Annotated in this window: 15 protein-coding genes and 1 pseudogene; 11 read left to right on the top strand and 5 right to left on the bottom strand. The window is 72.1% G+C overall.

Translation table 11 applies throughout. The annotated features are described in order from the left end of the window. The first annotated feature begins 43 nt into the window (after positions 1-43). The 3 genes from ACIBUY_RS10020 to ACIBUY_RS10010 all read left to right on the top strand — a co-directional run bounded on the left by ACIBUY_RS10020 (position 44) and on the right by ACIBUY_RS10010 (position 6,069). Positions 44-1,258: a cation:proton antiporter gene (locus ACIBUY_RS10020; protein ID WP_365563951.1), complete on the top strand. Its 1,215-nt coding sequence runs from the start codon at positions 44-46 to the stop codon at positions 1,256-1,258. Positions 1,259-1,314: 56 nt separating this feature from the next. Beyond that, positions 1,315-2,355 (top strand): zinc-dependent alcohol dehydrogenase family protein, encoded by a 1,041-nt coding sequence (locus tag ACIBUY_RS10015; RefSeq protein WP_399152317.1) that lies wholly within the window; start codon positions 1,315-1,317, stop codon positions 2,353-2,355. 102 nt (positions 2,356-2,457) lie between these two features. Continuing rightward, positions 2,458-6,069, top strand: a complete 3,612-nt coding sequence (locus ACIBUY_RS10010; RefSeq protein ID WP_399152316.1) for an ABC transporter ATP-binding protein — start codon at positions 2,458-2,460, stop codon at positions 6,067-6,069. A 22-nt stretch (positions 6,070-6,091) separates the two neighbouring features. Here ACIBUY_RS10010 and ACIBUY_RS10005 read toward each other — a convergent pair whose 3' ends face one another. The 3 genes from ACIBUY_RS10005 to ACIBUY_RS09995 all read right to left on the bottom strand — a co-directional run bounded on the left by ACIBUY_RS10005 (position 6,092) and on the right by ACIBUY_RS09995 (position 8,613). Beyond that, entirely contained in the window at positions 6,092-6,289 is a 198-nt protein-coding gene (locus ACIBUY_RS10005; RefSeq protein WP_046731498.1) for an AlpA family transcriptional regulator, read from the bottom strand. 392 nt (positions 6,290-6,681) lie between these two features. Further along, positions 6,682-7,710 carry a helix-turn-helix transcriptional regulator gene (locus ACIBUY_RS10000; RefSeq protein ID WP_365563959.1) on the bottom strand — a complete coding sequence of 343 codons (1,029 nt, stop codon included), beginning with the start codon at positions 7,708-7,710 and terminating at the stop codon, positions 6,682-6,684. Positions 7,711-7,722: 12 nt separating this feature from the next. Then, positions 7,723-8,613, bottom strand: a complete 891-nt coding sequence (locus ACIBUY_RS09995; RefSeq protein WP_365563962.1) for a sugar phosphate isomerase/epimerase — start codon at positions 8,611-8,613, stop codon at positions 7,723-7,725. 155 nt (positions 8,614-8,768) lie between these two features. Here ACIBUY_RS09995 and iolC point away from each other — a divergent pair. The 5 genes and pseudogenes from iolC to mmsA all read left to right on the top strand — a co-directional run. Beyond that, positions 8,769-9,719, top strand: a pseudogene (gene iolC, locus ACIBUY_RS09990) (5-dehydro-2-deoxygluconokinase); the annotation flags it as partial. Between the two features lie 447 nt (positions 9,720-10,166). After that, positions 10,167-10,946 carry a deoxyribose-phosphate aldolase gene (locus tag ACIBUY_RS09985; RefSeq protein ID WP_399152523.1) on the top strand — a complete coding sequence of 260 codons (780 nt, stop codon included), beginning with the start codon at positions 10,167-10,169 and terminating at the stop codon, positions 10,944-10,946. A 39-nt stretch (positions 10,947-10,985) separates the two neighbouring features. Further along, positions 10,986-11,810: a 5-deoxy-glucuronate isomerase gene (gene iolB / locus ACIBUY_RS09980; protein WP_399152315.1), complete on the top strand. Its 825-nt coding sequence runs from the start codon at positions 10,986-10,988 to the stop codon at positions 11,808-11,810. Further along, on the top strand, positions 11,807-13,741 hold the full coding sequence (gene iolD / locus ACIBUY_RS09975) for a 3D-(3,5/4)-trihydroxycyclohexane-1,2-dione acylhydrolase (decyclizing) (protein WP_365563966.1): 1,935 nt from the start codon (positions 11,807-11,809) through the stop codon (positions 13,739-13,741). The genes iolB and iolD overlap by 4 nt, the downstream gene beginning before the upstream one ends. A gap of 30 nt (positions 13,742-13,771) precedes the next feature. Beyond that, on the top strand, positions 13,772-15,289 hold the full coding sequence (mmsA, locus tag ACIBUY_RS09970; RefSeq protein WP_365563968.1) for a CoA-acylating methylmalonate-semialdehyde dehydrogenase: 1,518 nt from the start codon (positions 13,772-13,774) through the stop codon (positions 15,287-15,289). A 58-nt stretch (positions 15,290-15,347) separates the two neighbouring features. On the opposite strand, the gene ACIBUY_RS09965 is transcribed toward mmsA, so the two are convergent. After that, the gene (locus ACIBUY_RS09965) at positions 15,348-16,853 is read right to left on the bottom strand and encodes an endonuclease/exonuclease/phosphatase family protein (RefSeq protein WP_399152314.1); all 1,506 of its coding nucleotides are present in this window, start codon (positions 16,851-16,853) and stop codon (positions 15,348-15,350) included. Between the two features lie 420 nt (positions 16,854-17,273). On the opposite strand from ACIBUY_RS09965, the gene ACIBUY_RS09960 reads away from it, so the two are divergent. Next, positions 17,274-18,668: an APC family permease gene (locus ACIBUY_RS09960; RefSeq protein WP_365563970.1), complete on the top strand. Its 1,395-nt coding sequence runs from the start codon at positions 17,274-17,276 to the stop codon at positions 18,666-18,668. 10 nt (positions 18,669-18,678) lie between these two features. Here ACIBUY_RS09960 and ACIBUY_RS09955 read toward each other — a convergent pair whose 3' ends face one another. Beyond that, positions 18,679-19,122, bottom strand: a complete 444-nt coding sequence (locus ACIBUY_RS09955) for a GNAT family N-acetyltransferase (protein ID WP_399152313.1) — start codon at positions 19,120-19,122, stop codon at positions 18,679-18,681. 147 nt (positions 19,123-19,269) lie between these two features. Here ACIBUY_RS09955 and ACIBUY_RS09950 point away from each other — a divergent pair, with 147 nt between their 5' ends. Both ACIBUY_RS09950 and ACIBUY_RS09945 read left to right on the top strand, forming a co-directional pair. Next, positions 19,270-21,984, top strand: coding sequence for an alpha/beta fold hydrolase (locus ACIBUY_RS09950; RefSeq protein WP_399152312.1), 2,715 nt, complete (start codon positions 19,270-19,272; stop codon positions 21,982-21,984). Next, entirely contained in the window at positions 21,981-22,859 is an 879-nt protein-coding gene (locus ACIBUY_RS09945; RefSeq protein ID WP_399152311.1) for an ABC transporter permease, read from the top strand. Before ACIBUY_RS09950 ends, ACIBUY_RS09945 begins: the two co-directional genes overlap by 4 nt. The last annotated feature ends 380 nt before the right edge of the window (positions 22,860-23,239 follow it).

Raw genomic sequence — 23,239 nt, 5'->3', positions numbered from 1 at the left:
CAGGTGGGGGAGATTTGCCGGAAGTTTATGGTAAGCACCCGATATGTCGCAGTCCGGAACGCTCATTCTGATCATGGCCATCGCGGTCCTCGCGCCCCTCCTGGCCTACGGGGCGAGCCGCTGGCTGCCGGTGCCGCTCGTCATCTTCGAGATCCTGCTGGGCATCGTGGTCGGGCCCGACGTGCTGGGGTGGGCGAGCGCGGGGGACGTCATCGACGCCCTGTCGCAGCTCGGGCTCTCGATGCTGATCTTCCTCGCCGGGTACGAGATCGACTTCGACAAGATCCGCGGCGACACCCTCAAGCGCTCCGCTCGGGCCTGGGTGATCTCGCTCGCCGCCGGGCTCGTGCTCGCGTTCGCGCTGAGCGGGTGGTCGTACGCGAAGGGCGTCTACATCGGCACCGCCCTCACCAGCACCGCCCTCGGCACGATCCTGCCGGTGCTGCGCGACTCGGGGGATCTGCACTCGCGGTTCGGGTCCGTGATGATGGCGGTCGGCTCCGTGGGCGAGTTCGGGCCGATCATCGCGATGGCGCTGCTGCTCAGCGGCCGCTCGGCGCTCGATTCGGCCCTGCTGCTCGGTGTCTTCGCGGCGATCACCGCGGGCGCCGTGTTCTGGGCGATGCGGCCGCGGCCGCCGTGGTTCTCCCGGGTCATCGCCAAGACCCTGCACAGCAGCGGCCAGTTCGCGGTGCGGCTCGTGGTGCTGCTGCTCGCGCTGATGCTGGGGGCCTCGCAGGCGCTCGGCGTGGACGTGCTGCTCGGGGCGTTCGCCGCGGGCATGGTCGTCCGCCTCGTGCTGCACGGGGCCGCGCCGGACAGCGCGCACGAGGTCGTGGGCAAGGTGGAAGCGATGGGGTTCGGGTTCCTGGTGCCGATCTTCTTCGTCGTCACCGGCATCGAGTTCGACCTGCGGGCGCTGCTCGGCGGCGGGCGGGCGCTGATCCTGCTGCCCGTGTTCCTGGTCCTGTTCCTCGTGGTGCGCGGCCTGCCGGTGTACGCCCTCGCGCCGCGCGACCTGGGCGTACGCGACCGGCGCGCACTGACGCTCTTCGCGTCGACCGCGCTGCCGCTCGTCGTCGCCATCACCACCATCGGCGTCGACGACGGGGTGCTGCACACCGACGAGGCGGCGGCGCTCGTCGGGGCCGCGATGCTGTCCGTCCTGCTGTTCCCGCTCGCCGGTCTGAAGCTGCGTGCGGCCAAGGGGGAACGGGTGCGGCCGGACGGGCCGCGGCAGGGCGCGGAGTCGTGGTGACGGCACGGCTACCGTGGAGCCGTTGATCGTCTCGGTCGGAAGCGGGGTGGTGGCGGATGCGTGCCGTCGTGTTCGAGCGGTTCGGGGAGCGGGCCGAGGTGCGCCGGGTGCCGGATCCGGTGGCCGCGCCGCACGGGGTCGTGGTGCGGGTGGAGGCGACGGGCCTGTGCCGCAGCGACTGGCACGGCTGGATGGGCCACGACCCGGACATCGCGCTGCCGCACGTGCCCGGGCACGAACTCGCCGGGGTCGTCGAGGAGGTCGGCGCCGAGGTGCGCGGGTGGCGGGCCGGGGACCGGGTGACGGTGCCGTTCGTGTGCGCGTGCGGCAGCTGCGCGGCGTGCGCGGCCGGGGACCAGCAGGTGTGCGAGCGGCAGACGCAGCCCGGGTTCACGCACTGGGGCTCCTTCGCCGAGTACGTCGCTCTCGACCACGCCGAGGTGAATCTGGTGGCGGTGCCGGACGGGATGGCGTTCGCGACGGCGGCGGGGCTCGGCTGCCGGTTCGCGACCGCGTTCCGGGCCGTCGTGCAGCAGGGCAGGGTCGCGGCCGGGGAATGGGTCGCGGTGCACGGGTGCGGCGGGGTCGGCCTGTCCGCCGTGATGATCGCGGCGGCGTCCGGCGCGCGGGTGATCGCCGTCGACATCGCACCCGGCGCGCTCGAACTGGCCAGGAAATTCGGGGCCGTTGCGTGCGTGGACGCGGCGGCGGTCGACGATGTGCCGGGCACGGTAAGGGAGTTGACGGGCGGGGGTGCACATCTGTCGGTGGACGCGCTGGGCTCCGCGGCGACGTGCGCGGCGTCCGTGCGGGGGCTGAGGCGGCGCGGGCGGCACGTCCAGGTGGGTCTGCTGCCGGTCGATCCTGTCGTTCCGATGGGGCATGTCCTGGCGTGGGAGCTGGAGGTGATCGGCAGCCACGGGATGGCCGCGCACACGTATCCGGGGATGCTGGAGCTGGTGCGGGGCGGGGTGCTGCGGCCCGACCTGTTGGTGACGTCGACGATCTCGCTGGAGGAGGCGCCGGGGGCGCTCGCCGCCATGGGGACGGCGCCCGGGGCAGGAGTGACGGTCATCGAGCCACGCTCCGGCGGGTGAGGCCCGAGTGCCGGGGGCGGCGCTGAAATTGGGTTGCCCGTAGCGCGTACACGCTGTGAGGCTGCTTCGGTTTGGAGCGGCGCGCGGCGAAGGGGCAGCAGGATGTCGGACAAACGACAGGACGGCTGGCTGCGCAGGTTCGCCGCGATGTGCTGGGCCCGGCCCGGTGCCGTCGTCCTCGCCTGCCTCGGCGCCGTCGCCGGCGTCCTGCTCACCACCGCGACCCCACTGATCATCCGCCGGGTCGTCGACGACGTCATCGACACCGGCCGTGCCTCCGCCGCGCCCTGGATCGCCGTCCTGCTCGCCGTCGCCGCCGCCCAGTTCGGGGCCTCCTGGCTGCGCCGCTGGTGGGCCGGCACCGTGCAGTGGGGCGTCGAGCGCGACCTGCGGCTGCTGCTGCACGACGCCATCCAGCGGGTCGACGGGCGCCGCCTCGACCGGGTCCGCTCGGGCGACGTCCTCAGCCGCGCCGTCAACGACGTCGCCGTGGTGCGCGAACTCACCGGCTCGCTGCCGCTCCTCGTGCAGAACGGGCTGACGCTGCTCTTCACCCTCGGCGTGATGTTCGTCCTGTCGCCGCTGCTGGCCTGCGTCTCCCTCGTGGCCGCCCTGCCGATGGGCGTCATCGCGCGCCGCTCGCGGGACCGCATCTACCCCGCCGACCGGGCCGTCCAGGAGCGGACGGGCGAGGCGTCCGAGGCCGTCGAGTCCAACATCGCGGGGGTCCGCGTCGTCAAGGGCTTCGCGCAGGAGGACGCCGAGACCGACCGCTACGTAGGCCTGGCCCGCGGGCTGTTCGCCGCCCGCGTCCAGCGCCGCTACCTCGCCGCCCGCTACTCCGGGCTGATCGGTGAACTGCTGCCGGGCGCCGCCCGGTTCGGCGTGATCCTGCTCGGCGGCCTGCTCGCCGTCCGCGGCGACATCACGCTCGGCACCTTCGTCGCCTTCACCACCTATCTGGCCGCCATGATGGGCCCGCTGCGGATGATCTCCAACATGGTCGGCGAGGCCCAGGAGGCCCGCTCGGGACTGGTCCGCATCTTCGAACTCGCCGATGCGGAAAGCGAGGTGACGGACCGTCCGGACGCCCGCCCGCTGCAACCGGGACCGCTGGCCGTCGCCTTCGAAGGCGTCACCTTCGCCCACGCCCCCGACGCCGCCCCCGCCCTCGACGGGCTCGACCTCACCGTCGCCCCCGGCGAGACCCTCGCCCTCGTCGGCGCCTCCGGATCCGGCAAGTCGACGGTCACCGCACTCCTGGCCCGGCTCTACGACCCCGACGAGGGCGCCGTCCGCGTCGGCCCCGCCGGCGCCCTCACCGACGTACGGGAACTGACCCTCGACTCCTTGCGCGGCGCCCTCGGCATCGCCTTCGAGGAGAGCCTGCTGTTCTCCGGGAGCGTGCGCGACGCCATCCGCTTCGGCCGGCCCGACGCCACCGACGCCGAGGTGCGCGCCGCCGCCGAGGCCGCCCACGCCGACGGCTTCGTGCGAGCCCTGCCCGACGGCTACGACACCGTCCTCGGCGCCCAGGGCATGTCGCTCTCCGGCGGCCAGCGCCAGCGCCTCGCACTCGCCCGCGCCCTGCTCACCGACCCGCGCATCCTCGTCCTCGACGACGCCACCTCAGCGGTGGACCCGAAGGTCGAGGCGGCCATCCACACGTCCCTGCGGGGCCAGTTGGCCGACCGGACCGTGCTGCTCGTCGCCCACCGCCGCTCCACCCTGCGCCTCGCGGACCGCATCGCCGTCCTGGACGCGGGCCGCGTCCTGGACACCGGGACGCACGACGAGCTGGTCGGCCGCTGCTCCCGCTACCGGGCGCTGGTGCTCGGGGAGCGCGAGGAGACGGCGGCCGTCGAGGCCGCACCCATGACGGCGGCCCCGGCCGGCGGCGAGGACGTGCCGCCCGTCCCCGAGCTCGCTCCCGACGTCGACGAGTCCCGCGCCCGCGCCGCCGACCCCGACTTCACCCTGCGCCGCCTGCTGCGCCCCTACCGCTCCCGGCTGCTCGCCATCGGCGCCATGCTGATCGCCGACACCGCGCTGCTGATGCTCGCGCCGCGGCTGGTGAGCGCCGCCATCGACCGGGGGGTGCGGCAGCACGACGGCCTCGCGCTCACTGCCATCGCCTTCGCGCTGCTGGCCACCACGGTCGCCAACTGGCTGGTGTTCACAGGGGAGATGAGGGTCATCGCGCGCACCGGCGAGCGCGTCCTGTACGAGCTGCGCGTCAAGATGTTCGCCCATCTGCAGCGGCTCGGCCTCGACTACTTCGAGCGCGAGTCCGGCGGCGCGGCCGTCACCCGGATGGTCAGCGACGTCGCCGCGATCGGCGACTTCCTCCAGCACGGCCTGCTCGACTCCGCGGTGAGCGCCATGCTCCTCGTGGGCGTGGTCGTCATGATGGCGACCCTCGACCCCGGACTGACCCTCACGGTCCTGGCGATCGTTCCCGTCCTCGCCGCCGCCTGCTGGTGGTACGCGCGCGTCTCCAAGCGCCAGTACGACCTCAGCCGCACCCAACTCGGCCTGGTCAACGCCGCGTTCCAGGAAGCCGTCGATGGCGTGCGGGTGACGCAGGCGTACCGCAGGCAGACCCGGAACGCCGCGCACTTCTCCGCCCTGGCCGAGGAACAGCGCACGCTCCAGATGCGCTCGCAGCGCTACTTGGCCCTGTTCTTCTCCACCGTGGAGTTCCTCTCCGACGCCACCACCGCCCTCGTCCTCGGGGTCGGCGCGTGGCGCGTGGCGCACGACGCGGTGGGCGCCGGCACGGTCGTCGCCTTCCTCCTCTACGTCGGCCTGGTCTTCGGCCCGATCCGCAACGCCTCGCAGCTCCTCGACAGCTACCAGCGGGCCCGCGTCGGCCTCGGCCGCTGCCGCGAACTGCTGCGCGAGCGCCCGACGGTGACCGAGCCGCGCACCCCGATGCCGCTGCCCGCCTTCGGCGGCGCCGGCCGGATGCGCGGCGAGGTGGTGCTGCGCGATCTGCACTACACGTACGCGGACGGCGCCAAGCGCGCCCTCGACGGCGTGACCGCGACGATCGAACCGGGACAGACGGTCGCCGTCGTCGGCGAGACGGGCTCGGGCAAGTCGACGCTGCTCAAGCTCGTCGCGCGGATGTACCTGCCGACGCGGGGCGCCGTCGAGATCGACTCGGTGGACCTGCGGGACCTGGACGGCGCCGCCTACCGCAGCCGGATCGGCCTGGTCCCGCAGGAGCCGTACCTGTTCGGCGCGACCGTGCGGGAGGCCATCGCGTACGGCCGCCCGGGCGCCTCGGAGGACCAGGTGCGGGCCGCGGCCGCGGAGGTCGGCGCCGACCGGATGATCGCGGGCCTGTCGGACGGCTACGGCTACCGGCTCAGCGAGCGCGGCCGCAATCTGTCCGCGGGCCAGCGGCAGTTGATCGCGCTGGCCCGGGCCTGTCTGGTCCGCCCCGACCTGCTGCTGCTCGACGAGGCGACGGCGGCGCTCGACCTGGCCACGGAGGCGGCGGTCGGCCGGGCGGTGGCGGCCGCGACCGCGGCGCCCACGACGATCGTCATCGCGCACCGCCTGACGACGGCCGCCCGCGCGGACCGCGTCCTGGTCCTGGACGGCGGCCGCCTGGTGGAGAGCGGCCCGCACGCGTCACTGGTCGCGGCAGGCGGCCCGTACGCGGCGCTCTGGTCGGCGTACGACGACGGCGTGATCCCGGCGTAGGGCCGCCTCTGCGGTCGGGCCCTCAGTCTCTGCGCCCCCGGTTGCCGGGCCGTGAGGCCACCCACGCGCGCACGGTGTCGGCGTACCAGTACGGCTTGCCGCCCTCCACGTGGTCCGGCGGGGGCAGGAGGCCGTGCTTGCGGTACGAGCGGACGGTGTCGGGCTGGACCCGGATGTGCGCGGCGATCTCTTTGTACGACCAGAGCCTGCGGTCGGTCATGAGTGGCTCCTCCCTGGCGGGTGTCGCGACGGCGGCTCGGGGGTGGCCGCCGGCGATCACTCACCCTGTGCCCGGAGAACGACGTGCACCGAGGTGAAGGGAGGGCCTGTGTGACCCCTGTGACGCAGAACCCGCGTATGCCTGACATGTGTGACAGGAAGGGGGCGTTTGTGACGTGAGTGATGCAAACGGGGCGCGTTGCGGGCGCATACACCGGCGCGCGCACGGATAAGAGGGCGCAGGCAAGAGCGGGCAAGAGGGGGACAAGAGAGGGCAATAGGGGGCAAGAGGGCGCCGGGTTCGCGGACCCCGGTGGGCCGGGCCTGCTGCGCCAGGCCCGGCCCACCTTCCCCGCATCCCCCCGTCGGGTGGCCCGAGGGGACAAGGGTGCCTCAGCGAATACGGCCGGTCTTGGAGAAAGACGCACTGCTCGTACGCCCGTCACGCCGCAGGACCAGGCTCGTCGCCTCCCCGGCGAGCCGGTCGGTGGCGGGGGGACCGTCGGGGTCGATGCGCAGGCCGCGGGCGAGGGCGAACTCGCGCGGCGTGCACCCGGTCATCGCCTTGAACTCCCCGCTCAGGTGCGCCTGGTCGTAATAGCCGCAGGCCGCGGCGGTCTCGGCCTGGGTGCTGCCCGCGACCAGCATCCGCCGGGCCCGCTGCAACCGCAGCACCCGCGCGGCCGCCTTCGGGCTCAGGCCGATCTGCTCCCGGAAGCGGTTCTCCAAGTGCCGTACGCTCCAGCCGACTTGATCGGCGAGCCGGGCCACGGGTACGGAGCCGCCGCTGTGCGTGAGCGCGTACCAGGCGTGCACGGTGCCGCTCGCGCACCGGGGTCCCGATGCGAGCCAGCCGCCCAGCGTCTCGTCGAGCAGCCGGAAACGGGCCCGCCAGCTCGTCAACTCGCCCAGCGAATAAGAGAGTTGTGCCACAGCCGCATTGGGGAGTGCTCCCAGCTCGTCCGGATGCAGACGCCACCCGCTCAGCTCGTGCAGGGCGGTGCCGAACATCGTGAAGGCGGCCCACGGCGTCAACAGCACTTCCACCCCGGCCAGTTGACCGTCGTGCTCGCCGAGGACCGGGGTGGTGGTCAGCCCCGACAGGACGGACGACAGCTCGACGCTGCGCAGCCCGGTGGGGCGGTCCCCGCCGGCGCTCCCGTCCTTGCCGACGCCCACCCAGCCGCCGGTGGCCTCCGTGATGCGGATCGCCCCGTGGAAACCGAGCATCAGCGTCACCGCGCCGATCGGCGCCTCCAGGCGGGCGCGCGGACCCGGGAAGGCGAGCCGGAAGCCGCGGTAGCCGATGACGCCGGGGCGCAATCGGGCGTGCGGGCGCGCGGACGCCGTCTCCCAGGTGCCGTTCGGGCAGCGGGCGGGACGGATGACGGACCGTGAGGTACTCGTGGCGCGAGATCTCATCCGTCGATACTGCTACACGCCGCACGACCTCAGATAGCCCCGTGTACGCCGGGCAATCGGCAGCGGTTGCTCCGGTTCGCACGGATACATGTCCTGCTCGACGATCGCGAACAGCTCCACGCCGAGCCGCCCGGCGGCGGCGAGGACGGGCTCCAACTCCGGTACTCCACGCGGAGGTTCGCACATGACGCCCTGCGCGACGGCGGGCCCGAAGGGTGTCCCGTTCTCCCGTACGCCCGCGAGGACGGCCGGATCGACCTGCTTGAGGTGCAGATAGCCGATGCGCTCCCCGTACGTCTCGATCAGCTTGACGCTGTCGCCGCCGCAGTACGCGTAGTGCCCGGTGTCCAGACACAGCGACACGAGGTCCGGGTCGGTGGAGTCGAGGAAGCGGGCGACGTTCTCCTCGGTGTCGATGTGCGTGTCGGCGTGCGGATGGACGACGACCCGAAGCCCGTACCGCTCACGGACCTCGTGGGCGAGCCGCTCCGTCTGCGCGGCCAGCTGCCCCCACTGCTCGGCGCTCAGCGTGGCGTCCTCGATCACCTCGCCCGTCTTGTCGTCGCGCCAGAAGGACGGGATGACGACCAGATGGCGGGCGCCCATGGCCTGGGTGAGCGCGGCGATGGAGGAGACGTGCTCCCAGGTCCTGTCCCAGACGGCGGGGCCGTGGTGCAGCCCGGTGAACACGGTGCCCGCGGACACCTTCAGCCCGCGCCGCGAGGTCTCCTCGCCCAGGACCCGCGGATCGGTCGGCAGATAGCCGTACGGCCCCAGCTCGATCCACTCGTACCCGGCCTCTGCGACCTCGTCGAGGAAGCGCTGCCAGGGGGTCTGGCGCGGGTCGTCGGGGAACCAGACGCCCCAGGAGTCGGGGGCGGAGCCGATACGGATGGTCGTCATGGGACCAGCCTTGGGGCCGCCGGAGAACACTGTCAAGGCATGGTCCGAATGTCCGGACAAAATGTTGACAGGGAGGTGGGGCCGGGACCAGATTTGGCAGAGGCCGTCCCGCCGAACAGCGCCGTCGAAGGGAACTCCGCATGGCCCGCAGGGAGCTGGAGCTCGACCTGATCACCATGGGCCGGATCGGGGTGGACCTGTATCCGTTGCAGGCGGGCAGAACCCTGGCGGACGTGACGGCCTTCGGGAAGTTCCTGGGCGGATCCTCGACGAACGTGGCGGTGGCGGCGGCGCGGCTCGGCTTGCGGACGGCCACGATCACCCGGACGGGCCGGGACCCCTTCGGGGAGTATCTCCGGTCCCAGCTGCGGGAGTTCGGGGTCGACGCGCGCTGGGTGACGCCGGTCGATGGCCTCCCCACCCCCGTCACCTTCTGCGAGATCTTCCCGCCGGACGACTTCCCGCTGTACTTCTACCGGCGGCCCAAGGCGCCGGACCTCGAGATCACCGCGGACGAGCTCGACCTGGACGCGATCGCGGCCGCGCGGCTCTTCTGGATGACCGGTACGGGGCTGAGCGCCGAGCCCAGCCGGACCGCGACGCTGACCGCGCTGGCCCACCGGGCGGGCGCCTCCGGCGACACCGTCTTCGACCTCGACTGGCGTCCCATGTTCTGGTCGGATCCCGAGGAGGCGCGTCCCTACTACGCGGAGGCGCTCCGGCACGCCACGGTGGCCGTCGGCAACGTGGACGAGGTCGAGATCGCCACGGGGGAGCGTGAACCGGTCGCCGCGGCACGGGCGTTGCTCGCACACGGCCTGCGTCTGGCCGTGGTGAAGCAGGGGCCGAGGGGAGTCCTGGCGATGACGTCGGACGGGGAGACGGCGGAGGTGCCGCCGCTGCCGGTGGAGGTGCTGAACGGGCTCGGGGCGGGCGATGCGTTCGGCGGGGCCCTGTGTCATGGGCTGTTGCGGGGCTGGGAGTTGACCCGGGTGATGCGGTACGCGAACGCGGCGGGGGCGATCGTGGCGTCGCGGCTCGAGTGCTCTTCGGCGATGCCGGTGGGGGAGGAGGTGGAGGCGGCGTTGGCTGCGGGGCGGGTCGTAGGTGGTGACCCTGGGTGTGACGTACCGACCGGGGTCGGGCTGGGCCCTTGTTGTATCGCGCACCCGGCGCTCGGGTGCCGCCTTGCCCACCCTGCCGCCCCAGGCGGCAGACTGCCCAAGGCGGGGGTGCCCCCGCAGGACACCGCAGGCACCCAACCCGGGACGCCGCGCCGTAGGCGCTTGAGCGACGGCGACCGGAGCCCGGCCGAGGAGGTACCCCGGCACGGCCCCGCCCCACGACGAAAGCAACAGCGCACTGACCCGGCCGAGTTCCAGCAGCACGGCCCCGCCCCACGATCAGACCGGCTGCGCAACGACCCGGCCGATCCCCTCACCCCGGATCCCCGTTCCCTCGCGAGGCTTCGTGCTCGGCAGCCCGAGGCCATCGACGACGCCGCCGCGCGCAGAACCCGGCGGGCGCTGCTCCCCACCGCCGACGCCCGCCTCATGATCGTGGCCGCCGACCACCCCGCCCGGGGCGCGCTCGCCGCCGGAGAGCGGGGGTTCGCCATGGCCGAGCGGAGGGACCTGCTCGCCCGGCTCTGTCTCGCTCTGTCCCGCCCCGGCGTGGACGGCGTCCTCGCCTCCGCCGACGTACTCGACGACCTGCTCCTCCTCGGCGCCCTCGACGGCAAGGTCGTCATCGGCTCCATGAACCGCGGCGGCCTGGCAGGAGCCGCCTTCGAGCTCGACGACCGGTTCACCGGATACACTCCGGGCGCCCTGCACGACAGAGGCTTCGACGCCGGGAAGCTCCTGCTGCGGATCGACTACGACGACCCGGGCGAGGGCTCCGTACGGACCCTGGAAGCCGCCGCGCGCGCCGTCGACGCCATGGCCGCCCACCGCCTGCCCGTGTTCGTCGAACCGTTCCTGACACACCGCGACCCCGAATCCGGCCTGCTGCGCAACGACTTGAGCCCGGACGCCGTCATCCGCTCCATCGCCGTCGCGGCGGGCCTGGGCGGCACCTCCGCCTACACCTGGCTGAAACTCCCCGTCACCGACGACCCCGACGCGATGGCCCGCGTCATGGAGACCTCCACGCTGCCCGCCGTGCTGCTCGGCGGCGACATCAAGGACGGCGACCAGGACGCCGCGTACGAGAAGTGGCGCAGCGCGCTCCAACTGCCCACGGTCCAGGGCCTGGTGGTGGGAAGGTCGCTGCTGTACCCGGCGGACGGGGACGTGGCGGCGGCGGTCGACACGGCTGTCGGCCTGTTGTAACCCGCACCGATCCAGAACGCGAGGAGGGAAAGTACAGGGATGAGCCACCTCCCCAACGGCGCCGCGGCGGACGGCCCGTACGCCCTGCGCATCGACCCGGACAGGACGGGCCTGCCCGCATGGTCCCGCGCGGCACTGCGCATCCTCGAACTGGCGCCCGGCGGGCGGCACTCGTTCGACACCGGCGAGAGTGAATGGATCATTCTCCCGCTCACCGGCGGTTGCTCGGTGGATACGGAAGGGCGGATCATCGAACTGCTGGGCAGGGACAGTGTGTTCAGCGGCGCGAGCGACTTCGCGTACGTCCCGCGCGGAAGCCGCGCAGAGATCGCCTCCGGTGCGGGAGGCCGCTTCGCCCTGGCAGGAGCGAAGTGCGGACGACGACTCCCCGTCCGCTACGGACCCGCGCCGGAGGTTCCCGTCGAGGACCGCGGCAGCGGCAGGAGCGCACGCCAGGTGCGCAACTTCGCCGCCGCGGACACCTTCGACTGCGACCAGCTGATCGCGGTCGAGGTGATCACGCCGGGCGGCAACTGGTCCTCGTACCCACCGCACAAGCACGACGAGCACCGCCCGGGCGAGGAGTCGGAGCTGGAGGAGATCTACTACTTCGAGATCGAGGCCGGCCGGCACACGGACGGCTACGGATACCAGCGCGTCTCCCCGTCCCGCCCCGGCGGCACCGACCTCCTCGCCGAGGTCCGCACCGGCGACGCGGTCCTCGTCCCCGACGGCTGGCACGGCCCGTCGATCGCCCAGCCGGGGCACGCCATGTACTACCTGAATGTGATGGCGGGACCGGGACAGGAGCGGGAGTGGAAGATCTGTTTCCACCCCGACCACGCGACGGAGGGATACCGATGACCCCGACGACTGCCGACACCAGCACCGACACCAGCACCGGCACCGGAACCACACGCCTCACCGTCGCCCAGGCCCTCGTCCGCTTCCTGTCCCGCCAGTACGCGGAGCGCGACGGCACCCGCCACCGCCTCATCGGCGCGACCTGGGGCATCTTCGGCCACGGCAACGTGGCGGGCCTGGGCCAGGCACTGGTCCAGTACGCGGACGAGATGCCGTTCCACCAGGGCCGCAACGAGCAGGCGATGGTGCACGCGGCGGTCGGCTACGCGCGCCAGAGCGGCCGCCTGTCGACGCACGCCGTGACCACGTCCATCGGCCCGGGCGCCACGAACCTCGTCACCGGCGCCGCCCTCGCCACCATCAACCACATCCCCGTACTCCTGCTGCCCGGCGACGTGTTCGCGACCCGTCCCGCCGACCCGGTGCTCCAGCAGCTCGAAGTGCCGTACGCGGGAGACGTGTCGGTCAATGACACGCTCCGCCCGGTGTCCAGGTACTTCGACCGGATCACGCGGCCCGAGCAGCTGATCCCCGCCGCGCTGCAGGCGATGCGCGTCCTCACCGACCCGGTGGACACGGGCGCGGTCACCCTCGCCCTTCCCCAGGACGTGCAGGCGGAGGCGTACGACTGGCCGGAGGAGTTCTTCCGCGAGCGGGTCTGGACGGTCCGCCGCCCCCAGCCCGACGCCATCGAACTCGCCGCGGCGGCAAGGGCGTTGAAGCAGTCCCGGCGCCCCCTGATCGTCGCGGGCGGCGGCGTGCGGCACAGCGGCGCGCAGGGCGCGCTGCAGGCGTTCGCGGAGGCGACCCGCATCCCGGTCGCCACCACCCAGGCCGGCAAGGGCGCCCTGCGCCACGACCACCCGGCGGACGTCGGCGGCATCGGCCACACCGGCACCGCCACCGCGAACGAACTGGCCCGCACCGCCGACCTGGTGATCGGCGTGGGCACGCGCTACACGGACTTCACGACGGCCTCGTCGACCCTGTTCACCCACCCCGGGGTCCGCTTCCTGAACCTCAACATCGCCCCGTTCGACGCCCACAAGCTGGCGGCGCTGCCGCTGGTCGCCGACGCGCGCGAGGGCCTGGACGCCCTGCGCCGGGCGGTCGGCGCGCTGCGGGCGGAGCCCGCGTACGTCACCGAGTACACGGACGACAAGGAGCGCTGGGAGCACCGCGTCGATGCCTGCTACACGGCGTCCGACGATCTCGTACGCCCCACGCAGGCCCAAGTCCTGGGCGTACTCGACGAGTTGGTGACGGGCGACGACATCCTCATCAACGCGGCGGGCTCGCTCCCGGGCGATCTGCACAAGCTGTGGCGGACCCGTTCCCCCGACCAGTACCACGTCGAGTACGGCTACTCCTGCATGGGCTACGAGATCCCGGCCTCGATCGGTGTCACCCTCGCCGCGCCGGGCCGGCCGGTGTGGGCGCTGGTCGGCGACGGCACGTATCTGATGATGCCGACGGAGATCGTCACCGCCGTGCAGGAGAACGTACCGATCAAGGTCGTGATCCTGCAGAACCACGGGTACGCGTCCATCGGCGGGCTCTCCGCGTCGGTCGGTGCCGAGGGCTTCGGCACGCAGTACCGGTTCCCGTCGGCCGACGAGGACGGCGCCGGCGGCACGTACACGGGGCCGCCGCTGCCCGTGGACCTCGCGGCGAACGCCGCCAGCCTCGGCATGGCCGTGCACCGGGCGAAGACGGTCCGTGAGTTGCGCGAGGCGCTCGCCGCGGCGCGCGCCGAGACCCGCCCCACATGTGTCTATGTGGAGACGGAAACCGCAGACACAGTGTCGGGCCCGCCCCCGGCGCAGGCGTGGTGGGATGTGCCCGTGGCCGAGACGGCGGACCGTGCGTCCACGCTCAAGGCCCGCGAGGAGTACGACCGGCGCGTCACCGCTCGACGCCGCCACCTCTGAGAAGCACGTAGACGTCACAGGAGTTGCCCCATGTCTGACACGAAGTTGGTCCACCACTGGATCGGCGGCAGGCCCGTCAAGAATGGGGCGGGCGCCTCGGGCAATCACGGCCCGGTGACCGACCCGGCGACCGGCGCCGTCACCACCCAGGTCGACTTCGCTTCCGTCGAGGAGGTGGACGCGGCGGTCGCCGCCGCCAAGGCCGCGTACGTGACGTGGGGCCAGTCCTCGCTCGCCAAGCGCACCGAGATCCTCTTCCGCTTCCGTGCGCTGCTCGACGCCAACCGCGACGCGATCGCCGAGCTGATCACCGCCGAGCACGGCAAGGTGCACTCGGACGCGCTCGGCGAGGTGGCGCGCGGCCTGGAGATCGTCGACCTGGCCTGCGGCATCAACGTGCAGCTGAAGGGCGAGCTGTCGACGCAGGTCGCCAGTCGCGTGGACGTGTCCTCGATCCGCCAGCCGCTCGGCGTCGTGGCGGGCATCACGCCGTTCAACTTCCCGGCCATGGTGCCGATGTGGATGTTCCCGCTCGCCATCGCCTGCGGCAACACCTTCGTCCTGAAGCCGTCGGAGAAGGACCCGTCGGCGTCGATGAAGATCGCCGAGCTGCTGTCCGAGGCCGGTCTTCCCGACGGCGTCTTCAACGTCGTGCACGGCGACAAGGTGGCCGTCGACCGCCTCCTCGACCACCCGGACGTGTCGGCCGTCTCGTTCGTCGGCTCGACCCCGATCGCCCGCTACATCCACACCACGGCCTCGGCGAACGGCAAGCGCGTCCAGGCCCTCGGCGGCGCCAAGAACCACATGCTGGTGCTGCCCGACGCCGACCTGGACGCGGCCGCGGACGCCGCGGTCTCGGCCGCGTACGGCTCCGCCGGTGAGCGCTGCATGGCCATCTCCGCGGTCGTGGCCGTGGGCTCGGTCGGCGACGAACTCGTCGCGAAGATCAAGGACCGCGCCGAGAAGATCAAGATCGGCCCCGGCAACGACCCCACGTCCGAGATGGGCCCGCTCATCACGGCCGTCCACCGCGACAAGGTCGCCTCGTACGTCGAGGGCGCGGCGGCGGAGGGCTGCGAGGTCGTCCTCGACGGCACCGGCTACACGGTCGAGGGCCACGAGAACGGCCACTGGATCGGCCTCTCGCTCCTCGACCGCGTCCCGACGTCCGCCAAGGCGTACCAGGACGAGATCTTCGGCCCGGTCCTGTGCGTGCTGCGCGTCGACACGTACGAGGAGGGCCTGGCCCTCATCAACAACTCGCCGTTCGGCAACGGCACCGCGATCTTCACCCGCGACGGCGGCGCCGCCCGCCGCTTCCAGCTGGAGGTCGAGGCCGGCATGGTCGGCGTGAACGTGCCGATCCCGGTCCCCGTCGGCTACCACTCCTTCGGTGGCTGGAAGGACAGCCTCTTCGGCGACCACCACATCTACGGCAACGACGGCACGCACTTCTACACCCGCGGCAAGGTCGTCACCACGCGCTGGCCGGACCCGTCCGAGGCCCCCACGGGCGTGGACCTGGGCTTCCCGCGCAACCACTGATCAGCGGGCAGGTGAAAGCCCCCTGGCCGTACGGGCCGGGGGGCTTTTTCCGCTCACCTCATGCGGCGGGCAGGGCGATGGTGCCGTAGAGCGTCCAGTGGTCGGACGAACCGTGTGTGGCGGAGACCGCGCAACTCGTGAACGGGGCGGTCTTCGGCGCGAAGATGTAGTCGATCTTCATCGTCGGATCGCCCGTACCGTCCGGACCCGAGGCGACGGCCGTGGCAGGGCCGCTGCGGGAGCTGTTCAGGTCGCCGAGCTGCGCGCACTCGCGGTACGACGCGTACATGTCCTTCAGGGCGCTGCGGTCGTGATCGCCGCCGTCGGCGCCGGTCGAGTCGGGGCTCACCGAATTCAGGTCACCGCCGAAGACGGGGCGGTAGCCGGCGGGGGCGGCGCGGACGATGCCCATGAACTCCCCGGCCTGGATCTTCCGGTACTCGGCCTCCGGATCGTCGTAGCCCGCACCGGCGCTGAAGTGGGACGTGCACACGTGCAGCGCGCGCTCGGGAAGGTCGGCGCAGAGCGCAGGGCGCTGCTCGGCCTTCGTGCTGTTCGCGGCGTCGCCGAACGAGACGGGAGAGCTGAGGGTGTAGCCCTGGTAGGACGTGTTGGAGTCCGGCACGGCCAGGGCCACTCCGAACGATCCGCGGTCGAGGTGGTCGGGGCCCGCCTTGGCGCATTCCTTCTGTGCCAGCACGCCCTTGAGGACCGGCGCACCGAGCTCGCCGATGACGTACTGGGTCGGTGCGAAACGCACGTCCCAGCCGCGGCCGGTGCGCTGCTCAAGGGCTTCCTCGACCGGCTTCGCGTGCTTCTCGCAGAACTCCTGGAAGAAGATCACGTCGGGCAGGGCGCCGCTGCCCGGCTGCGGCAGCCGGTCGACGACGGCCGCGCTCACCTGGTCCTTGCCGGCCAGGTTGGCGTCCCAGCAGTGGTCCACGTTGTTGTTGGCGCAGACGTTCCAGGTCATGACGTTCAGCTTTGAGGCGGGCGCGGCGGCGGGGGACGGCGTGCCCCCGGAGGTGCCTGCCTGGCCCTGCGGGACCAGCGTGAACCGCTCCCAGCTGCCGACGGTCGTGGCCCGGACCCGGAGCTTGTCACCGCCCTCGGCCGTGTGCTCGACGCTGATGTACTTTCCGCTGTCCGCCGACTTCAGCGCGAACTGACCCGGCCCGTCGGACTCCCGGGATTCGACGACGAACTGCTCGGTGATGTCGATGTCGCCGCCCTTGGCCTGCATCAGACCGTCCGACGCCGGCACGGTCGACGCGAAGAAGCCCGTCGACTCGGAACGCAGCGCGATGTTCTTGCCGGCGTGGTTGGTGTGCACCGTGAAGCGCTCCCACGAACCGACCTTCTCCGCCTGTGCCGTCATCTGTCCGCTGTTGTTCGGATCGGCGGTCACGTACAGCCCATTGGCCTCGGACCTCAACGCGTATCGCGTACCCGCCGACTTGGCGACATTGGCCTGGTCCGCGGAGACCGTCGCCGCCTGGGCGGGCGTCGCGGGCAGGACGGATATCCCGAACGCCACCGCCAGCACGCCGAAGAGCACTGCCATTGCTCGTCGCACTGCACCATCTCCAGTTGTGAAGCTCCTGTGGGTCGGTGGAGTGTAACGACCTCCTGGTGTCCGGACTGCGGACGAATTTCGGCGAAGTTCGGGGCTCCGGCTGCGGTTCCCGTACGTAGGGGATGAAACGGGCGGCGTAAGAGTCTCGGGTTACTTGCCTGCGATACCAAGGTCAACAAGCGGATGAACCAATCAGAACTCGGCCAACTTTGCGAACAGGTAAAGAAGCGCTGTCAGTTGAGGTGTGCGGCGGTGCGGATTTCGCAGGGAAACGGGCGTTGACGTTCCGGATACGCGCGGGGTTCCATGACGCGCCGGGAGCGGACACGAGGACCACCAGCACAGCCTTCGGAGGCGATAGCGCTCCCGCCCGAACCACCTGCCGCACGAGTCGATCGGAACCGCTTCATGACCGACACGCTTCGCCCCGCCGTCACCGCCCCCGAGACGGCGGCAGCACCTGAAGGCTCTCCCCAGAAGCTCAAGCGTTCCATCGGCGTCGTCGGCGGCACCCTGCTCACGCTGTCGTGCGTGACGCCCGCCTCCACGCTCTTCGTCGTCGTGCCCGACCTGTTCGGCAGCCTCGGCACGGCGACGGCCCTCACCATCGCCATCGGCTCGCTGCTCTGCATCGGCGTCGCGTTCTGCTACTCGGAGCTGGGCACCCTCATCCCCAGCGCGGGCGGCGAGTACGCCATGGTCTCCACGCTCGCGGGCCGCCTCGCCGGCTGGCTGGTCTTCGTCCTGTCGCTGCTGGTCGTGATGATCGTGCCCCCGGTGATCGCCATGGGCACCGCCGACTACCTGGCGCCCCTCGTCCACCTCGACCCGTCGATCGCGGGCGCGGGCGTGATGCTGCTCGCCACCCTCGCCGGACTGCTCGACCTGCGGGCCAACGCCTGGATCACCGGCGTCTTCCTCGTCCTGGAGGTCATCGCGGCGGCCGTCGTCGCCGTCCTCGGCTTCACGCACTCCGAGCGCGGCGCGGGCGCGCTCGTCTCCATGGACGTCGCGGGCGCGAACGGCCACACGGACACCGTCACCGCGATGCTCGTCGTCTCCGGGCTCGCCATCGCCCTCTTCGTGACGCAGGGCTTCTCCACCGCCGTGTACCTCTCCGAGGAGCTGGAGAACCCCCGCACGTCCGTCTCCCGCACGGTCCTCGCCACGCTCGCCATCTCCACGGTGATCATCCTCGTCCCCGTCGTCGCGATCACCATGGGCGCCGCCGACTTGCAGACCCTCACCTCCGGCGACATCAGCGGCATGGTCGAGGCCTGGTCGAACTCCGCGGTCGGCACGTTCGTCTCGCTCTGCGTCGCGCTCGCCATCATCAACGCGGGCATCGTCATGGTCATCCAGAACTCCCGCGTCCTGTTCGCCTCGGCCCGCGACAAGGCGTGGCCGTCGCCGGTGAACAAGGGCCTGTCCAAGCTCGGCCGCTTCGGCTCCCCGTGGGTGGCGACGCTGCTGGTGGGCGTGCCGGGCGCGGCACTCTGCTTCGTCAACCTCGACACCCTGTACGGCGTGACCGGCGTCTCCGTCACCGGCATGTACCTGCTCGTCGCGGTCGCCGCCCTGCTGGCCCGCCGCGGCTCGCACCGCGACCGGCCCGCCTGGCGCATGCCGCTGTGGCCCGCGGTCCCGGTGGTCCTGATCGCGGTGATGGCGTACATCCTGAGCCAGCAGGAGGTCTCCTACCTCCTGTGGACGGGCGGGATCACGGCGGCGGCGACGGTCTACTGGGCGCTGTACCTGCGCCCGCGCCCGGACACGCGCTGGCTGATCGAGGTGCCCGAGTAGGTCTCCGGGGTCAGGTGAAGTCCCAGGTGATCACCCGGCACGGCCCCTCGTCGGTGCCGCCCGCACTGCGGTACGCCGCGAGCGCCACGTCGTTGTCCGTGTCCACCCCGACCCACATGTCGTAGCAGCCCAGCTCGGCGGCGAGATCGGCGAGCGTACGGATCAGGGCGCGCCCGATCCCGCGCCGCCGGTACGCCTCGTCGACCGCCAGCTCGTAGAGGAACATCTCGCGGCCCTTGTCGGGATGGACGGTCTCCACCCCGCTGATGAACCCGATGGGCCGGGCGCCGTCCGGTGCGTCGTCCGATGTGTCGTCCGATGTGTCGTACGCCAGATACAGGTGGTGGCCCGGCGCGGACAGGAAGTCGCGGGCGGCGTCCGGGCGGGTGGGGGAGTCGAACAGGTCGCCGGCCGCGACGAGTTCGGGGACGGTGGTGGCTCGCTCGATGCGCATGGCTCATTGAACCCGGGAGGGATGGGAAAACGACCCTCTCCTACCGCATCCGCGGTATGCGAAGGGCGAACCGTACTCCCCGGGAAGGTCCTCGATTCCAACTGGAGGGGTGCGGTCACTGTCAGTGGTGGCACCTACCGTTGACGCATGGATCTACGACTGGGTGCGTGGCGCGAGCGGGTGCGGGGCGGGCCGCGGCGGTGGGGTGCCGTCGCGGCGGTGCTCGTGGTGCTCGTGGGAGCGGGGACCTGGTCGGTGGCGGCCGCCGCTTCGGGGAAGGCGCCTGCCGTGCAGCGGCAGGACCGGATGCTGCCGATGGGCGGGGGCGTGCGGCTCGACACCTCGTACTTCACGGCGGGCGACGGCCGCGACAAGCGCCCCGCTGTCCTGATCGGGCACGGCTTCGGCGGCAGCAAGACCGATGTGCGCGGCGAGGCGGAGAAGCTCGCGAGAGACGGGTACGCGGTGCTGACGTGGTCGGCGCGCGGCTTCGGGAAGTCCACGGGAAAGATCGGGCTGAACGATCCCAAGCGCGAGGTCGCCGACGTCTCGCGGCTCATCGACTGGCTGGCGCAGCGGCCGGAGGTGCAGCTCGACAAGGCGGGCGACCCGCGCGTGGGCGTGACCGGCTCCTCGTACGGCGGCGCGATCTCGCTGCTCGCCGCCGCGTACGACCGGCGGGTCGACGCGATCGCCCCGCAGATGACGTACTGGAACCTCGCGGACGCCCTGTTCCCCGACGGGGTGTTCAAGAAGCTGTGGAGCGGGATCTTCTTCACCACGGGCTCCGCGGAGATCGGCGCGCGCACCAGTGAGGCGGGTCTTCGCTGCGGCGGGTTCGAGCCGGAGCTGTGCGCCATGTACCAGCGGGTCGCCGTGTCCGGGCAGCCGGACGACGCGGCGCGCGAGCTGCTCGAGAAGCGCAGCCCGTCTGCGGTCGGCGACCGCATCAAGGTGCCGACACTCATCGCGCAGGGCCAGACGGACTCGCTGTTCCCGCTCGGCCACGCCGACGCCATGGAGAAGCGGATCAGGGCCAATGGCGCCCCAGTCGACGTCGACTGGTTCGCGGGCGGGCACGACGGCGGCGACCGGGAGACCGACCGGCTCACCGGGCGCGTGACCTCCTGGTTCGACCGGTATCTGAAGGAGGACAAGGGCGTCGACACCGGGCCCGCGTTCCGTGTCACCCGCACCGGGGGCGTCGACTCCACGGACGGCGCGGCGACCCTGCGCGGCGCGAGCGGCGACGCGTACCCGGGGCTGCGCGGCGAGGACCGGGTGGGAGTGCCGCTGAAGTCCGCCACCGAGACGTTCCAGAACCCGCCGGGCGGCGGCCCCCCGTCGATCTCCGCGGTCCCGGGCCTCGGCTCCGTCTCCTCCCTCGCCTCCCTCGGCCTCGGCGTCTCCCTCGACTTCCCCGGCCAGTTCGCGCGCTTCGACTCGGCGCCGCTCACCAAGGCCGTCCGGATCACCGGCTCGCCGACCGTGACGGCCCACGTGAAGTCCTCCACCGGCACGGCCGTCCTCTTCGCGAAGGTCTACGACCAGGGGCCCGGCGGCGCGCGCGAGGTGCTGCCCTCCCAGCTGGTCACACCGGTGCGGGTGACCGGCGCGGGCGGCGACGGCAAGGACGTCACCCTCACCCTCCCGGCCATCGACCACGACGTGCAGAAGGGCCACAAGCTGCGGCTCGTCCTGTCCGCGACGGACCTCGGATACGCGTCCCCGGCGCAGCCCGCGACGTACCAGGTGTCGGTCACCGGACCGCTGAGCCTGCCCACCGCACCCGACGTGAAGACCGCGGCGGCGCCGCTGCCCGGCTGGGTGTGGTGGCTGCCGATCGGCGCGGTCGTCGTCGCGGCGGCCCTGCTGCTCACGGCCCGCAGGCGCACCAGCGCGCCCGCGCCGGACCCGGCACTGGCCGAAGTCCCGCTCCAGATCACGGACTTGAGCAAGCGGTACGCGAAGTCGACCGACCGGTACGCGGTCCGTGACCTGTCCTTCCGCGTCGAGAAGGGCCAGGTCCTCGGCCTGCTCGGGCCGAACGGGGCGGGCAAGACCACGACCCTGCGCATGCTCATGGGCCTCATCCGCCCCGACGCCGGGGAGATCCGCGTCTTCGGCCACGCGATCCGCCCGGGTGCCCCGGTGCTGTCCCGCGTGGGCGCGTTCGTCGAGGGCGCGGGCTTCCTGCCGCACCTCTCGGGCCGGGAGAACCTGGAGCTGTACTGGAAGGCCACCGGGCGGCCCCCGCAGGACGCGCACCTGGACGAGGCGCTGGAGATCGCGGGCCTCGGCGACGCCCTGGCCCGCGCCGTCCGCACGTACTCCCAGGGCATGCGCCAGCGCCTGGCCATCGCGCAGGCCATGCTCGGCCTCCCGGACCTCCTCATCCTGGACGAGCCGACGAACGGACTCGACCCGCCGCAGATCCGCGAGATGCGCGAGGTGATGATCCGGTACGCGCGAGCGGGACGCACCGTCATCGTCTCCAGCCACCTCCTCGCCGAGGTCGAGCAGTCCTGCACCCACCTCGTCGTCATGGACCGCGGCCGCCTCGTGCAGGCGGGCCCGGTCGCGGACATCGTCGGCTCGGGCGACACGCTGCTCGCGGGTCTGGCCGGGGAGGTCTCCGAGCCGCTCCTTGAGAAGGTCGGGGCGCTGGAGGGGGTGGAGTCGGCGTCCCGGGTGGACGAGGGCCTGCTGATCAGACTGACCGGCACCGACTCCGCTGACGCCGACCCCGCGGCCCGGCTCCTCGCCGACCTGGTGCGGCTCGACGTACCGGTGAAGTCGCTCGGCCCGCACCGGCGCCTCGAGGACGCGTTCTTGACACTGATCGGAGGGACCCCGGCATGACGGGCACGACGACGACCCAGGGCACCGAGGTGCCCGAGCTCGCCGCGGGCTACCGCCCCGGCCGCACCCTCCCGCTCCGCGTCGAGCTGATCCGGCAGGTGAAGCGGCGCCGCACCCTCGTCATGGGCGCGGTCCTTGCGCTGCTGCCGTTCGTGCTGGTCATCGCCTTCGCCGTCGGCGGCGACCCGGCCGGGCGCAACGGGCAGGTGACGCTGATGGACACGGCCACGGCCTCGGGCGCGAACTTCGCGGCGACGTGCCTGTTCGTGTCCGCGGGCTTCCTCCTCGTCATCCCCGTCGCCCTGTTCTGCGGGGACACCATCGCCTCCGAGGCGAACTGGTCGAGCCTGCGCTATCTCCTCGCCGCCCCCGTGCCACGCGCCCGCCTGCTGTGGTCCAAGCTGACCGTCGCGCTGGGCCTCAGCCTCGGCGCGATGGTGCTGCTGCCGGTCGTCGCGCTCGGCGCGGGCACGGTCGCGTACGGCTGGGGGCCGCTCGACATCCCGACGGGCGGCTCGCTGCCCGCGGGCACGGCGGCGCAGCGGCTGCTGATCGTGATCGCGTACGTCTTCGTCTCCCAACTGGTCACCGCCGGGCTCGCGTTCTGGCTGTCGACGAAGACGGACAATCCGCTCGGGGCGGTCGGCGGCGCGGTCTTCCTGACCATCGTCGGCAATGTCCTGGACGCGGTCACCGCGCTCGGCGACTGGCGCGACTTCCTGCCCGCGCACTGGCAGTTCGCCTGGGCCGACATGATGCAGGAGCGGCCGGAGTGGAGCGGGATGATCCAGGGGGCGGCGGTGTCGGTGGCGTACGCGGTGGTGCTGTTCGCGCTGGCGTTCCGCGGCTTCGCGAGAAAGGACGTGGTGTCCTAGGGCCTGTCTCTCAGATCCCTCCGTCCGCCCGGAGGGCGGGCCCTGCGGCGTCTGGTGCGTGCTCTCGGCTTGCCGGGGGCCGACCCTCGTACTGGATGTACTTGGGTCTGCGCCCGGTGAGGCGAGAGTGCGTGCCAGGCGTCGCGGGGCAGGAGGGATCTGAGAGACAGGCCCTAGCGGCGCGCGGTGCCGCCGTGCGTTCGGTCACGGGGACGTCTCCGCAGACGCGCGTAGATCATGCCGGGGTCTCCGGAGGATCACCCACCGGTCTCAACTGCCGCCTGCCGTAACCCCTTTGAGGCCAAGGCGCAACCACTCGGGACGAACACTCGCCCGCCCTCCCACGTCACAGTCACACAGGACGGTGACGAGGGATCGGG

Source organism: Streptomyces sp. NPDC050085 (assembly GCF_044460595.1).
Lineage (GTDB): Bacteria > Actinomycetota > Actinomycetes > Streptomycetales > Streptomycetaceae > Streptomyces.
Note: the sequence above shows the minus strand (reverse complement) of the source record. Positions and strands in the feature narration are given on the sequence as shown.

Bases quoted from the DNA above. Each gene is read 5' to 3' on its own strand.
- ACIBUY_RS10020 (WP_365563951.1), top strand. From the start codon at position 44: ATGTCGCAGTCCGGAACGCTCATTCTGATCATGGCCATCGCGGTCCTC.
- ACIBUY_RS10015 (WP_399152317.1), top strand. From the start codon at position 1,315: ATGCGTGCCGTCGTGTTCGAGCGGTTCGGGGAGCGGGCCGAGGTGCGC.
- ACIBUY_RS10010 (WP_399152316.1), top strand. From the start codon at position 2,458: ATGTCGGACAAACGACAGGACGGCTGGCTGCGCAGGTTCGCCGCGATG.
- ACIBUY_RS10005 (WP_046731498.1), bottom strand. From the start codon at position 6,289: ATGACCGACCGCAGGCTCTGGTCGTACAAAGAGATCGCCGCGCACATC.
- ACIBUY_RS10000 (WP_365563959.1), bottom strand. From the start codon at position 7,710: ATGAGATCTCGCGCCACGAGTACCTCACGGTCCGTCATCCGTCCCGCC.
- ACIBUY_RS09995 (WP_365563962.1), bottom strand. From the start codon at position 8,613: ATGACGACCATCCGTATCGGCTCCGCCCCCGACTCCTGGGGCGTCTGG.
- ACIBUY_RS09985 (WP_399152523.1), top strand. From the start codon at position 10,167: ATGATCGTGGCCGCCGACCACCCCGCCCGGGGCGCGCTCGCCGCCGGA.
- iolB (WP_399152315.1), top strand. From the start codon at position 10,986: ATGAGCCACCTCCCCAACGGCGCCGCGGCGGACGGCCCGTACGCCCTG.
- iolD (WP_365563966.1), top strand. From the start codon at position 11,807: ATGACCCCGACGACTGCCGACACCAGCACCGACACCAGCACCGGCACC.
- mmsA (WP_365563968.1), top strand. From the start codon at position 13,772: ATGTCTGACACGAAGTTGGTCCACCACTGGATCGGCGGCAGGCCCGTC.
- ACIBUY_RS09965 (WP_399152314.1), bottom strand. From the start codon at position 16,853: ATGGCAGTGCTCTTCGGCGTGCTGGCGGTGGCGTTCGGGATATCCGTC.
- ACIBUY_RS09960 (WP_365563970.1), top strand. From the start codon at position 17,274: ATGACCGACACGCTTCGCCCCGCCGTCACCGCCCCCGAGACGGCGGCA.
- ACIBUY_RS09955 (WP_399152313.1), bottom strand. From the start codon at position 19,122: ATGCGCATCGAGCGAGCCACCACCGTCCCCGAACTCGTCGCGGCCGGC.
- ACIBUY_RS09950 (WP_399152312.1), top strand. From the start codon at position 19,270: ATGGATCTACGACTGGGTGCGTGGCGCGAGCGGGTGCGGGGCGGGCCG.
- ACIBUY_RS09945 (WP_399152311.1), top strand. From the start codon at position 21,981: ATGACGGGCACGACGACGACCCAGGGCACCGAGGTGCCCGAGCTCGCC.